Origin of the sequence: Ligilactobacillus sp. RTP31139st1_D10_RTP31139_211217, assembly GCF_040226755.1 — a bacterium.
In the GTDB taxonomy this organism is placed as follows: domain Bacteria; phylum Bacillota; class Bacilli; order Lactobacillales; family Lactobacillaceae; genus Ligilactobacillus; species Ligilactobacillus animalis.
Genome location: NZ_JBCOAR010000001.1, coordinates 1 through 11,892, shown reverse-complemented (window position 1 = coordinate 11,892; position 11,892 = coordinate 1). Strand labels below are relative to the sequence as shown.

The 11,892-nt window shown below is 40.2% G+C and carries 16 protein-coding genes and 1 pseudogene; all 17 read right to left on the bottom strand.

Going from position 1 to position 11,892, the window contains the following annotated elements; translation table 11 throughout:
• Positions 1 to 15 precede the first annotated feature (15 nt).
• Positions 16 to 597 (bottom strand): SMC-Scp complex subunit ScpB, encoded by a 582-nt coding sequence (gene scpB, locus ABT996_RS00085; RefSeq protein ID WP_035448351.1) that lies wholly within the window; start codon positions 595 to 597, stop codon positions 16 to 18.
• The gene (locus ABT996_RS00080; protein WP_035448352.1) at positions 587 to 1,354 is read right to left on the bottom strand and encodes a segregation and condensation protein A; all 768 of its coding nucleotides are present in this window, start codon (positions 1,352 to 1,354) and stop codon (positions 587 to 589) included. Before ABT996_RS00080 ends, scpB begins: the two co-directional genes overlap by 11 nt.
• Positions 1,344 to 1,703, bottom strand: a complete 360-nt coding sequence (locus ABT996_RS00075; RefSeq protein ID WP_035448354.1) for a GNAT family N-acetyltransferase — start codon at positions 1,701 to 1,703, stop codon at positions 1,344 to 1,346. The genes ABT996_RS00080 and ABT996_RS00075 overlap by 11 nt, the downstream gene beginning before the upstream one ends.
• Positions 1,704 to 1,770: 67 nt before the next feature.
• Positions 1,771 to 2,661, bottom strand: a complete 891-nt coding sequence (gene xerD, locus ABT996_RS00070) for a site-specific tyrosine recombinase XerD (RefSeq protein ID WP_035448356.1) — start codon at positions 2,659 to 2,661, stop codon at positions 1,771 to 1,773.
• Positions 2,645 to 3,127 carry a ferric iron uptake transcriptional regulator gene (fur, locus tag ABT996_RS00065; protein ID WP_029507314.1) on the bottom strand — a complete coding sequence of 161 codons (483 nt, stop codon included), beginning with the start codon at positions 3,125 to 3,127 and terminating at the stop codon, positions 2,645 to 2,647. The genes xerD and fur overlap by 17 nt, the downstream gene beginning before the upstream one ends.
• A gap of 16 nt (positions 3,128 to 3,143) precedes the next feature.
• Positions 3,144 to 4,007 carry a CvfB family protein gene (locus ABT996_RS00060; protein WP_035448358.1) on the bottom strand — a complete coding sequence of 288 codons (864 nt, stop codon included), beginning with the start codon at positions 4,005 to 4,007 and terminating at the stop codon, positions 3,144 to 3,146.
• A gap of 167 nt (positions 4,008 to 4,174) precedes the next feature.
• Complete coding sequence (locus ABT996_RS00055) at positions 4,175 to 4,474, bottom strand: hypothetical protein (RefSeq protein WP_010688965.1); 300 nt, start codon at positions 4,472 to 4,474, stop codon at positions 4,175 to 4,177.
• An 852-nt stretch (positions 4,475 to 5,326) separates the two neighbouring features.
• Entirely contained in the window at positions 5,327 to 6,586 is a 1,260-nt protein-coding gene (locus tag ABT996_RS00050) for a LysM peptidoglycan-binding domain-containing protein (RefSeq protein ID WP_035448362.1), read from the bottom strand.
• Between the two features lie 5 nt (positions 6,587 to 6,591).
• Complete coding sequence (locus tag ABT996_RS00045; RefSeq protein WP_103050389.1) at positions 6,592 to 6,936, bottom strand: phage holin, LLH family; 345 nt, start codon at positions 6,934 to 6,936, stop codon at positions 6,592 to 6,594.
• Positions 6,923 to 7,114 (bottom strand): hypothetical protein, encoded by a 192-nt coding sequence (locus tag ABT996_RS00040; RefSeq protein ID WP_035448053.1) that lies wholly within the window; start codon positions 7,112 to 7,114, stop codon positions 6,923 to 6,925. The genes ABT996_RS00045 and ABT996_RS00040 overlap by 14 nt, the downstream gene beginning before the upstream one ends.
• Before the next feature lie 6 nt (positions 7,115 to 7,120).
• Entirely contained in the window at positions 7,121 to 7,495 is a 375-nt protein-coding gene (locus tag ABT996_RS00035) for a hypothetical protein (RefSeq protein ID WP_035448050.1), read from the bottom strand.
• Between the two features lie 89 nt (positions 7,496 to 7,584).
• A complete protein-coding gene (locus ABT996_RS00030) occupies positions 7,585 to 7,722 on the bottom strand; it encodes an XkdX family protein (protein WP_081797078.1) in 138 nt (45 codons plus the stop codon).
• Position 7,723: 1 nt separating this feature from the next.
• A complete protein-coding gene (locus ABT996_RS00025) occupies positions 7,724 to 8,089 on the bottom strand; it encodes a YomQ N-terminal domain-containing protein (RefSeq protein WP_052006360.1) in 366 nt (121 codons plus the stop codon).
• 18 nt (positions 8,090 to 8,107) lie between these two features.
• A complete protein-coding gene (locus tag ABT996_RS00020) occupies positions 8,108 to 8,575 on the bottom strand; it encodes a hypothetical protein (RefSeq protein ID WP_035448047.1) in 468 nt (155 codons plus the stop codon).
• A gap of 19 nt (positions 8,576 to 8,594) precedes the next feature.
• Complete coding sequence (locus ABT996_RS00015; protein WP_052006359.1) at positions 8,595 to 9,482, bottom strand: hypothetical protein; 888 nt, start codon at positions 9,480 to 9,482, stop codon at positions 8,595 to 8,597.
• A 14-nt stretch (positions 9,483 to 9,496) separates the two neighbouring features.
• A complete protein-coding gene (locus ABT996_RS00010) occupies positions 9,497 to 11,428 on the bottom strand; it encodes a GH25 family lysozyme (RefSeq protein WP_081797077.1) in 1,932 nt (643 codons plus the stop codon).
• Positions 11,428 to 11,892 (bottom strand): annotated as a pseudogene (locus ABT996_RS00005) (phage tail protein); the annotation flags it as partial. The gene ABT996_RS00010 and the pseudogene ABT996_RS00005, both read right to left, overlap by 1 nt.

Genomic DNA, 11,892 nt, shown 5'->3' with positions numbered 1-11,892 from the left:
TCCTTTCACTATCAACTACTCTTCATCATCTAATGCGTCGTTAAATAATGACATTAGATCATCTGAAGTAGCTTCATTTTTTTCGTCATCTTGTGGTAATTCAGGCAATTGTGCTAGCGATTCGATCCCAAAATAATTAAGGAAATTTTCCGTTGTTGCATACATGATCGGACGACCAGGAGCATCCATTCGACCAGCTTCTTTGATCAGATCTAACACTAACAGCTTTTGCAACATCCCACTTGATTGCACTCCACGGATCTCATCGATCTGGATCCGAGTCACAGGCTGTTTATAAGCCACTACGGCCAACGTTTCTAATGCAGCTGAAGATAATTCCGTCATTGCCGGTGATTCAAAATACTGTTTAACTAGCTCAGTCACAGCTTTCTTAGTCACCAACCGATAACGCTCTTCTGCATGGATCAACTTTAAGGCGGTGTTGGCATCCTGTTTATATTTTTTTTCGATCAAAGCTAACTGATCTAAGACAGCCGGTTTCATGATCCCTGTCAACTGTGAAAGCTCGCGCGCTGTTATGCCTTCATTTCCACTTACAAACAGCAAACTTTCTATTTTAGCTTGATTAGACAGCATTTACTTCACCACTCACTAATTTTATTGGTCCTAAAATATCTTCTTGTGTGGCTCTGATTGCTCCTTGTTTGACCAATTCAAGAAGTGCTAAAAAGGTCGTCACCACTAGCTCTAAGACTGCATTTGCTGCAAACAGATCCTCAAATTCGATCGGCTCTTTTGCTTGCTTGACCAATTTTTCGACCCGCGTGATCTGATCTTTTAAGAAATAACGTTCTGATTCGATCTTGCGCATAACTGGTTTTTGGGCCTTACGTTTGAGCATCAAACGTGCAAATGCTTTCTGCAATGCAGTTATATCACAGCTATCAGGGTCAAGTTTCCCTAAACTAGCACCAGCTGGTACGAGCGCTTGTTCACGCGGATATAACTTCATCCTTTCATCAGCATAACCGCGCATATTCTGGGCAGCAGTTTGAAATGTTTGGTGTAATAGCAATTGTTGCACTAAACTTTCACGTGGATCTTCAACTTCATCGTCTGTTTGTAGGCTAGCTTGCTCATTTGGTAAAAGCATCTTACTTTTAATATTGACCAGCATCGAAGCTGTAACCAAATACTCCCCAGCAATGTCTAATTGCATTTCCTTTAACTGGTGCAAGTAGTCAATATACTGGGTAGTTATTTCCGCCATCGGAATATCATAGATATCCATTTGATTTTTCTTGATCAAGTGCAACAATAGATCTAACGGCCCCTCAAAATCAGGAACTTTAAATAGTAACTCTTTTACATTTGGCGTCGCTTCATTTTTCATTATGGTGCTCCCATTTAGCTATCAAGGACGAAGCTTCAATATTACCCATTATCTTCTTATCCGGATAGAGTTCGGCTAAATTATCTAGCATCAAAAAGCACAGTCCTTGACTTCTTTCCGTTGGTGTTACTGCTATCTGACGTACCATGATGAAATCTTCATTTATTTCGGTCCCTAAAACACCGACAAAATCACGATTCTCATTCTTCCATAAATATAGCACATGCGAGCTGTCAGCTTCGTACCATTCAATTTCCGTCTTCAAATTAGCGATCTCTTTTAAATCGGGGATAAACGATAACAATCCCATTGCGATTTTTTCATAGTCGCTTTTATACTTATAAAGCATTTTCTCCTCCAATAGCTAATTGCTCATCTGATTATGCTAGATTACCACAAATTCACGCGAAAGACAATCACGCATGCGGATGAGCTTCATTGTAGATCTTAGCTAAGCGTTTCTTAGATAAGTGCGTATAGAGTTGCGTTGTTGAAATATCTGCATGCCCTAATAGTTCTTGGACGATCCGCAGATCAGCTCCATTTTCTAAAATATGGGTCGCAAATGAATGTCGCAACGTATGTGGAGTCACATTTTTCTTGATCCCCGCCAATTTGACCTGCTGTTTCAAATTTTTCCAGATCCCCTGACGAGTCAATTGATTTCCGTGAAAATTTAAAAATAAATAATCATTTGGTGTTCGCAATAGTTTAGGACGCGCCGTTTTTAAATAGCGCTGGACCCACATTACAGCTGTATCTCCGATCGGGACGAGCCGCTCTTTTTGACCCTTACCTAGTGTTTGGATGATCCCTAACTCTAAATGTAGGTCAGCTAATTTCAAATTGATGACCTCACTGACTCGTAATCCAGTCGCATACATCAATTCTAAGATCGCACGGTCACGTAACCCCAATGGCTTTTCTACATCAGGTGTCTGAAGTAACATTTCAACTTCAGACACTGACAATACTTCCGGCAGATGGTTTTCTTTTTTAGGTAATTCGATCAGTTGCATCGGATCTTTAGTGACGAGCTCTTCTTGCATCAAATAGCGAAAAAAACGCCTTAAACTTGTAATACAACGACTGATCGTGGTCCTGGCTTTTTGATGTTGTAATTGGCTCTCTAAATACAACATGATCAGATCACGATCGACCTGAGTCAGCGTAACTTTTTTTTGCTCTAAAAATGCTGCAAACTGGCGCAGATCTTGCCCATAACTCAGAAGTGTGTTTTTAGATAGACCACATTCGACCATGAGATAATGCAAATAATCAGCTATCACTTCAGATGTTGGAGGCATCGTCTTTCACTTCCTTGATCACTTGTTTTCGTTGACAATCTTGACAAATACCCAAAAAAGTTAGCCGATGATCTGTGACCTCAAAATGATATTGCCGGGCGAGTCGTTCTTCAACGTCGATCAGCATATCTTCGTAGATCTCAGTCACATTGCCACAAACACTACATACAAGATGATGATGAAAATGTCCCTTATCACTTGTTTTTAGGTCAAAGCGTGCGATCCCATCTTCAAAACTTATCTTATTGACGATCTGGATCTCGGCCAAAACGTCCAAAGTCCGATAAACAGTTGCTAAACCAACTTCAGGATGTTTTTGATGGAGTAAGGAATAAACCTCTTCTGCCGAAAGATGCCTAGCTTGATGCTCAAGTAACACTGCGATCGTGGCTCTTCTTTGAGGTGTTAATTTAAAACCTTGTGCATGTAACTTTTGTTCGATCTTTGCTAACTGATCCAAGGTCATCCTTCCTTTCTATACTCTATTTGACTAAGATCAAATATCCATCTCGTTGCACAACTAAGCCAGCTTTCATCAAATGCCCAACTGCGCGTTTAAATTGTCCTTTACTGATTCCAAAATAGACTTTGATCTCAGCCGGATCACTCTTATCTGTAAACGGCAAACGGCCTTCTGCATTATGTTGTAAAGCAGCTAGAAGCATTTGCGCATCGTCACTGATAGCTTCATAAGCACGTGGACGTAATGAAAGATTCAATGTCCCATCTGGTCTTATCCCGATCACTCTGGCCTTAACTTCTTGACCTAAACGCGGTTCTTGATCACGTTCTGACGGATGAATAAAGCCTAATTGGTAATCTTTAGTAATGACATATGAACCCACCATCTTCAAACGGTAGACCGTTGCGATCACGTCTTTATTCATCATCTTTTGACTTGCAGCATCACCTACAGCTTTAAACATCTCCATTGTAGCTAATTCGCCCCAAAGACGGCCTTTATCATCTACACGTAAAGCGATCATCAAACGGTCGCCTGCTTTAGGCCAAAGATTTTGCAATTCAGGTAAAGTATCAGTCGAAACTACGATGTCTTTGTTAGGTAGACCGATATCAACAAAGACCCCTAAGCCACGTTGGACCTTCTTTACTTCACCCCATGCATAACGATCAAAACCACTCTTGGGTTCAGTTTTAGTCAACTGTAATTCATGATCTTCATTTTCATAAGCAAAGCCTGAGATCATAGCTCCTGGTTTAGGTAACTTCAAAAGTTCGCTCTTGGCGATCCTAAAAGTTGTTCCTTCTTTTTGCGCAAAAACATAATCTGCATTTTCATCAATGACCATAGCAGTTATATTGCGTCCAATTAAATTTTTTAACATTATTATTATGCTCCCTAACTATTCTGACTAGAAACTTCTTTTTCTATTTTACCTAAAAACACTATGAATTGCGAATTGTTGCGTTAAATATATCATAGATTATCATTATGTTCTCAGAAAATAGTGTTCTATCTCAACTTTTTTAACATATTATTTATCCGGACAGGTCATAAATGTTGGGCAAAGAAATTTAATAGTAAGATAACAGACAAAACTGCACCAAAAACTAATCCTCCCAGAAGATAGGCACCAATAAGCATGAGCTTGAGCAAGAACGGAATAAGCCAAAGTTTAAGTACTACCGCGCCAACAATAATTGTTATTAAATAACTTATCACACCTACGACTTTATTTTTAGAACAATAACTCAGATAAGCATTAAATAACTTAGTAAGCTCGTTCCATAATTTACATACTTTCAAGCCTGTCTTCGTTTCAACTAACAGCTGATAGATCAAATTAGTCATCATTCTGTCCCCCTTTAGAGAACACTTCTATCAATATTTCCATAAATACCCATTATACTAAATAAAACTAACTAAATTTTCTTCCGAAAAACGACTACTGTCAAGTACTGCTACTCATTTTCTTTAATAATTAGAAACACCACAAAAATTGCTTATTCTTGCTAATATGGAATAGTTTCATTCCCAACACAAAAAAGAACCCTTGATATATCAAGGGTTCTAGCGTTAAAATAAGCGAATGTTATTTAACTTGGCTCATTTTGAGCTATGTCACATACTGATACTTATAGTTTTCAAAAATCGCATAATACCAAGCACTATCACTAAAATGATAATACCGTGTTATTCATTGGCGCTATCCAACATTAAACTTTCTGTCCACTATTTGCCCACCCAAAAAATACTATGGCATATATCGGCATATAAATAGGAAGGTTTAATTTTATTGTAACACAAAAAGCTCAACTTATTTAAAATAAATACCCTAGCCAAAAGTAACTAGGGTACCGTTTTATCTAGTGACGGTCTTTCAACCAATCATAGATAATATCTGAAATTAGATTGACAAGGATCGCCAATACTAAATCAAATAGTAAGGACACGAGTATCACCTCGCAATCGGCACTTGAGCTAGAAGTAATCAGCTTCTATGTACCGTCTTTGATTATACTAGAATATTGACATAATTAGAACAATAATCTATCATGTAGTTGTAAGGACACGAGTTAATCTCGTATTGGGTCTAATCAGCCCAGCCAGTTTTACCTTCTGACATATTTGTCAGAGGGTAATTTTTTTGCACTAAAAAAGCGCCCTGTCCGAATAAAATCGAGCGAGGCGCTTTAGCGTGCATTAATATCTTAATGTTTGTCCAGCATAGATCAGATTTGCATTTCTGATCCCGTTCACACTTTGCAAGTGTGATACTGTTGTGCCTAAGCGACTAGCGATCGTGCTTAGATTATCGCCAGAGCGCACCGTGTATACACTCATGATCGTAGGTTGACCGCTGACTTTGAGTACTTGACCAGGATAAATCAAGTTAGCGTTGCGAATGTTATTAGCACTCTGCAATGCACTAACTGTTGTCCCAAAGCGTGCTGCAATCGCACTCAAGCTGTCACCAGAACGAACTGTATATGTGTTTGATGTAGCTTGTGTGTTGTTTTGTTTTGCTGTCGATAGGATCTCAACGTTAGAGCGATCGATCCAAGACATGATGCCGCCAAGCAAGACTTTGTTACCACTCGTTTGAATGACTTCGTAGCTGTTACCCTTGACCCAAGCTGGGATCTCTTGACCTGTGGACCACGTTTTTGCGCTAAAGTTGACTTTGACTGTGTAGCCTGCTGTAATATCCTTCTTAGGCGTGTTATCTGCGATGATACCTTGCTGAACCGCATTAGGCTTTGTCACTGGCTTCTCAGCATTACCATTCTTATAGCCTACGTCTGTCAAGCCTGTCAAATCGATATTACCATCCAAACCACCAGCGATGTAAGTACTTGTGAACTGAAAAATGCCGATATTGTCAAAACTCGGGAAATAGTTGTAGTTCGGTTCGGGCGTAACGTTGTAGTCTGGGTACTCGCCTAGCCAAAGCGGATATTGCTTAGCAATACGTGCTAAGTCAACATGATTGAGTAAGAAATTCTTATAGCCATACAATACGGCCGTATAACCTGCCTTTTCGACACGATCCAATGCATATAACACAGCTTCAGTATTGGGAGTACCGTCTTCTACGTCTAATGCCACGATCGACTTTTTAGGCGTTTGTACTTTCGGCAAGTAATGATCTAACATCTGATCAGCTTCATATTTATTGCTAAAGCGTGCATAAATATATGTGTGTGCTCGTTTGCCTTGAGCAATTGCATATTGAACTTGTGTTGGGTATGTCCACTGATCAGCAAAATATCCGTTATAATAACCGCCAACTTGCGCAATAGCGAACTTATCGTGTGGGTATCCAAAGACACCATTTGCGCCTTGATACTTGGCCCAGTCGACACCATGATCACCTTTGGCAGCTTGAGCCGTCATCGGTGTTGCAAGCGATAAAAAAAGAGTTGCCAACGCGACAACTCCTAATAATTTTTTCTTATTCAACTAGATCAGTCCTCCTTTGTTTTCTGCGGATATTGATCAAGTAACTTTTTCTGTTCAGCATAGGCTTTTTCTACTGCGTTTACGATCACTTGTTCATCTGCAATCGTGAACCCAGCGTTAGAAAGCGCCTGAACAACAGTCTGCACTGCATGATTTTTCTTAGCCACTCCAGTAAGATATTCGGTGACGCCCAATTTTTGCGCTGCGATCACCGCATCTCGAGCAAGCGGCTCGAGTGCTCGCACGATCGTCAATGCTCGATTATTTTTCACAAGCACATTACCGCAATAGCTGATTACTGCAGTCAAAACTGTAGCTAACAACGTGACTACTAATTCATTTGTGTTCATTTTTCTCGTTCCCCTTACTTTTCAATTTTGATCTGAGCTTAGCGTTCTCTTCTCTAAGCTTCTCTAATTCGCTGACATCATATTTATCAGCCTTTCTGCTATTCGCAGTCGCCGTGATCCACGCAACAATAATTGATCCAAGCGTAGAAATCACGGCAACCCACACTTGATCACTCAAGTCTAATCACTCCCAACGAAGTTCTATCACTATTCCTACCAATACAAAAAAGGCATATATTCCAGGGAAACTTAAATACACTTCTCGCAAAGCGTCATTCGTACAAAATGACAAGAAAAAGGCTAGCCACACAAATGTTAACGTACTCGTCATAATCTGCTTGTAGTACAAATACTTGATATCCCACAGCGCAAAAACTAATGCAATCGTTCCGACGACGGCTAACGCGAAAATGAATGGCGGATCATCAAGCACAGCTAGCGGGCTATGATCCCAATCAAAAATCCCGGTCGATCGCTTAACGATAAAGAAAAGCGCTAGAGAATAAGTCTCCAGCGCCTTCAATAGCCAAAATCTATTCTTTTTGATATTTTTTAACATTTTTATCCCTTCTTGCCGCCCGCCCACCACTGCTAAAAATCATTTCAAATAAATAGCCTTGTCGCCATCAAATGCCGAAAAATCAGAGTTCAATTGATCCGTCCCGTAAACATCTTGTCATAATCTGATTGAGCGAAAAAGCCTACTGTTACAAAATCTTTTACATCTTGCTTAGTAAATAGCCCTAAATCAAAATATAATTTCACTGTGTTGTAATCAAATAACATGTTATTGTACCCCCTTATTGTTCAAAGCAGTTTGAGCCAATTGTTTAGTTAGCACAGCAATCGTTTTTGAGTTTGCAGCGATATTTGCTTTCATCTTCGCTAGTTCAAGCATATATTGTGCTTCTTGCTTTTGACTTTCTGTGATTGCTGGAACATCGTCTGGCTTTTGCTGTTGCTCATACTTTTCTTGAAATTCTTCTTTAGTCATCGGCACCCACTCCGTCCCGTTCCACGTAGGTGCATACATACCAGTGCCGTCAGTGTTCACTGGTGCGATCGTTGTTGCATTTTCTGGTACTGGTGTCTCGTCAGCGATCACATCAGTATACGCAAAGCGCTTAGTATCATCAAAATAATAAATCAACATCTAACTTCCACATCCTCTCTAGTTGTATAAGATACCTGCAAATTTAATATCCATTCCGCCATTATTCCACTCACTACCACGAGTGTAGATGGTAGCAACTGCTTTGTCTGGTTTAAAATCAACATCGAATTGTTTTGCATCGTCAGAGATACGTCTACCAACTCCAAAAGAGGCAAACTTCGTAAAACCGCCTAAATATGATTTTGGAATAGATACAGCTTCTTTAAACGTCCAACCTTTCGACGTGACATTTCCGATATAACTTTGAAAATAGATGATCGCAAAACTATCGAATTTGAAGATGAGACCCCTGCAATTATTACTATCAACATTAAAACCATTGAGCGCTGTAAACTGCTCTTTTGGAATTTCTACTACACTACCGTTCATGCGTTCAAGTTCAGCTTTGACCTTATTGAAATTTTGTTGGATCGCCTCTGGTCCACCATTCATACCAGTCACGATCGTTTCTAACGAGATAGCCATAAACTATCAACCTCCTTTATTATTCATTCCGATCAAGTCTTTCTGTTTCGTCATTGATCCGTGTTGCGCGCAAATTACGTGGTGCTGTCACTGTGGTTGGTTGTGGATTCGTTTGCGGTGGTGCAACTGAGTCAGTCGATACTTGATGCTGGCCGTTGCCAGCCAATGCTCGTTGATCGTCAACGTCTCCTAGATCGATACGTAACGTCTTGTAGCCATCGATAAGATACCAGTAGCCGTGTTTATACTCGACTGTACCGTGCATTGAATATACAGTTGGCAGATGGATTACCACAGTATTCAAATCTGGATAGTCAACTTGTGGCGCTACGCTGGTAAAATTCGTTCCACCAAAAGACCCACTTGGGCCACTGCCTAATCCGTTAGGCTCCGTCCCGATAGCGTATTCGTAATACAAAATACTTACTATCGGGTTTCGATTTTGATTGTGTTTTAGTGTGATCGTAAAGCCAGCAGGCACATATGATGCTAGCAAGCTTTCTATGTGTTCTAATCGATTATCTAGCGTTATATAGCTACCATAGCGATTAGAATTGCGAGCTAAAATAACTTCACTGTCAACTGTTGCATTTGCGATCACTTGCAAAAATTGGTTCTCTAAGTCTGTTTGTCGCCCTTCAACTTGCTCTTGTCGATTGATAAGCTCAAGTTTTAGATCGTTCATTACTCGCTTAAATTCTTGCTCGTCATTGATAAGATACTGTGCAATACGTGCAGTATAGATCGCCCATTGCGCTAACGTCTCGCGCACGTCTTTACCGTACATTTTTTCTCTAAGCCAAGTCGCTACTGTTTGAGCGACTTTTTCAACGTCCCCCACCGAAATATCACGCTGAAGCTTTTTTAAGTCTTCTTGTGTGATCGGTGTATTATCTCGATATGTCACTTTCTCACTTCCTTTCAACTAAGATAAGCTTTGAATTTATCGCTTGGTTCTGTGTTCATATCAACGTTGCCAGTGATCCCAGACACACGCCCTTTGCTTGTGTATTGCCAAAGATCATAAGGATGTGTAGGCTTCGTACTATTGACGATAGATCCATCATTTTGTCCATAGCTGGGGATCCAGATCGCACCAGCACGGGCTGTATTCAAGTTGAAACTGTCATACAGGTGGTTTGCGATATACAGCACAATCTTGTGGTCTGGAACACCTAGCGTATTAAGCTGCGACATGAACGCTTCGATACCAGCCCGCATTTGAGATATGTTTCCACCCATTTCGGCGCTTTCAACATCGATCGCATAAAAAACAGGCTGCTGCTTGTTAGCAACAACCTGCTGTGTTCTCTCAAAAAAGTCTCTAGCTTCTTGTTGTGCGTCTGCTGTCGATGTACCACGAAAGTACGCATATACCGCATATTTTCCACCTGCATTGATACACTTCTGCAGATTTTCCATGTACTTAAGATCTTGATGTGACGATCCGTCTTGGATTCGAATGATACTCAATGTAACGTCATCTCTGACAACGCTATTCCAGTCGATCACACCTTGCCATTCGGACACATCGATGATCTTCCCGATATGCGGTGGCTTAGGCTGTTCTGGCGTTTGTGCGTTGACTTTGTTCTCTAAGTCTTTTAGCGCTGAGCTTAGATCCTTTATCTGTTGTTGTGAGTTATCGTAACGGGCATTCCACTCGCTAATAGCTTCTGCTTGCGACTCGATAACTCGTTTCAAATTCTCAACCCTTCCTAGCGATTTTTGAAGTTTAGATTGATACTCAACTAGCCCAAAAGGTTTCTCGGCTATCGTTAATGACGATTCATAAGGCTTAGTTAGGTCAATTTGCTTTTGCGTCACCCTCAACATCTGCGGTTCTACGATCCCCGGATTAATAAATAAATAGCGATCAGACACCTTGAAGGCATTGTATTCTGGCAATTCTAGCGCTGAAATAGTCCATTGAGTATTCGTTGCCGATTGTGCTTGGATCCACTCATTTGCCTTTCTTAGCAAGTTTTGTGGTTCATGCACATCGTCCCAAGTTTGAGTGCCGTTGATAATCCCAAATTCTTGCTGTAAATCAGGTATATCCAAGTAATCCTTCCCGCCATTTAAATCTGCGATCGTTATTCTTGGCCTTGTACCATTAGCCACATTACCAGTCTCATTCTGTGGAGGCTCTATTTGTGCGCCTAACGGAATAAGACGTGTTATCACTTTAGTTGGATCGATCGTCATACTAGCAGACTTTAGATTCCTCCCTAATTTAATAGGAGTGTCAGCCTGATGATCTCTACCTGGATCAATAACATAGTCTACATAATTTTTACCATCATGATATTCAACTCGTAAGAAGCCACCTAAACGCGTCAACAGTTTTTCTTTGATCGTATCTCTTGTTTTAGTATAGTCAACAAAGCGATATACATTATCAGTCGAGTTGGTCACATTCACTTTTCTGACTTCAAACTTCTTCCAATCAGGTACGCTATTATTGTGTACTTGGATCAACATACGAAAGAAATCGGCTGGGGTCGTATTATGAACTTCAGCAAATCTTTGAACACTATCTAATAGATATGCTTCGATCGATTCAAAAACATATTCCTGCATGAACTGCCCACTAGATTCCATTGTTCTAGTAGGTTTTAGTGCACGTCCTCTAAAAATCAGTTCGTTACCATCGTAAACTTCAACATGCGTATGCATCGGGCGAACATTATTGAACAAATTACTTTTTTGATTGACCTTTAGTGTAAGATCATCAATTTCACCTTCTTTTAAAGTTAGCTTTCCCGCTGAGACACGTCTATCAATACGTGGATCATGAATGATATATCCAACTTTATCCGTTGGTTCATTATAAGCAATGATACGATACATCAGATCATCTCCTCACGTCTAAACTTGAACTTAATAGTCCCTTCCCCAGCAAGCTCAAAGTAATTTTCTCCTCTGTTCAATACGATCTCAACACCTAGGTAGTTACTTGAATTTATTTGTAACTCAGTGTTATTGCCTCTGACCCAAACATTCCCCGTAACTTCTACACTGCACACTGTAGACCTTGATCCGATATTTATCAGTGTGATCTTCTTAGCCTCAAATACATCGAAGTTCACCTCTTGAAATACCCAATGTTCAAACTCTACATCGTCCCAAATATCAGATCCTTCATAATTTTTGGCAAATGCAAACGGATAGCAGTTAAAGGTGATCGTGGCCACCAACGTTTGATATTTGTTATCATCAGCAAGCGTAATTGATTGAACTTTACCCTTCCAAAAATAATTTGAATCATGCGTGTCTATCAGACGTTGAATCTTCATTGGAATTAACTTGCGTTT

Excerpts from the sequence above, each read along its gene's own strand:
- scpB (WP_035448351.1), bottom strand. The coding sequence starts at position 597 with ATGCTGTCTAATCAAGCTAAAATAGAAAGTTTGCTGTTTGTAAGTGGA.
- ABT996_RS00080 (WP_035448352.1), bottom strand. The coding sequence starts at position 1,354 with ATGAAAAATGAAGCGACGCCAAATGTAAAAGAGTTACTATTTAAAGTT.
- ABT996_RS00075 (WP_035448354.1), bottom strand. The coding sequence starts at position 1,703 with ATGCTTTATAAGTATAAAAGCGACTATGAAAAAATCGCAATGGGATTG.
- xerD (WP_035448356.1), bottom strand. The coding sequence starts at position 2,661 with ATGCCTCCAACATCTGAAGTGATAGCTGATTATTTGCATTATCTCATG.
- fur (WP_029507314.1), bottom strand. The coding sequence starts at position 3,127 with ATGACCTTGGATCAGTTAGCAAAGATCGAACAAAAGTTACATGCACAA.
- ABT996_RS00060 (WP_035448358.1), bottom strand. The coding sequence starts at position 4,007 with ATGTTAAAAAATTTAATTGGACGCAATATAACTGCTATGGTCATTGAT.
- ABT996_RS00055 (WP_010688965.1), bottom strand. The coding sequence starts at position 4,474 with ATGACTAATTTGATCTATCAGCTGTTAGTTGAAACGAAGACAGGCTTG.
- ABT996_RS00045 (WP_103050389.1), bottom strand. The coding sequence starts at position 6,936 with ATGAACACAAATGAATTAGTAGTCACGTTGTTAGCTACAGTTTTGACT.
- ABT996_RS00035 (WP_035448050.1), bottom strand. The coding sequence starts at position 7,495 with ATGTTAAAAAATATCAAAAAGAATAGATTTTGGCTATTGAAGGCGCTG.
- ABT996_RS00030 (WP_081797078.1), bottom strand. The coding sequence starts at position 7,722 with ATGTTATTTGATTACAACACAGTGAAATTATATTTTGATTTAGGGCTA.
- ABT996_RS00025 (WP_052006360.1), bottom strand. The coding sequence starts at position 8,089 with ATGTTGATTTATTATTTTGATGATACTAAGCGCTTTGCGTATACTGAT.
- ABT996_RS00020 (WP_035448047.1), bottom strand. The coding sequence starts at position 8,575 with ATGGCTATCTCGTTAGAAACGATCGTGACTGGTATGAATGGTGGACCA.
- ABT996_RS00010 (WP_081797077.1), bottom strand. The coding sequence starts at position 11,428 with ATGTATCGTATCATTGCTTATAATGAACCAACGGATAAAGTTGGATAT.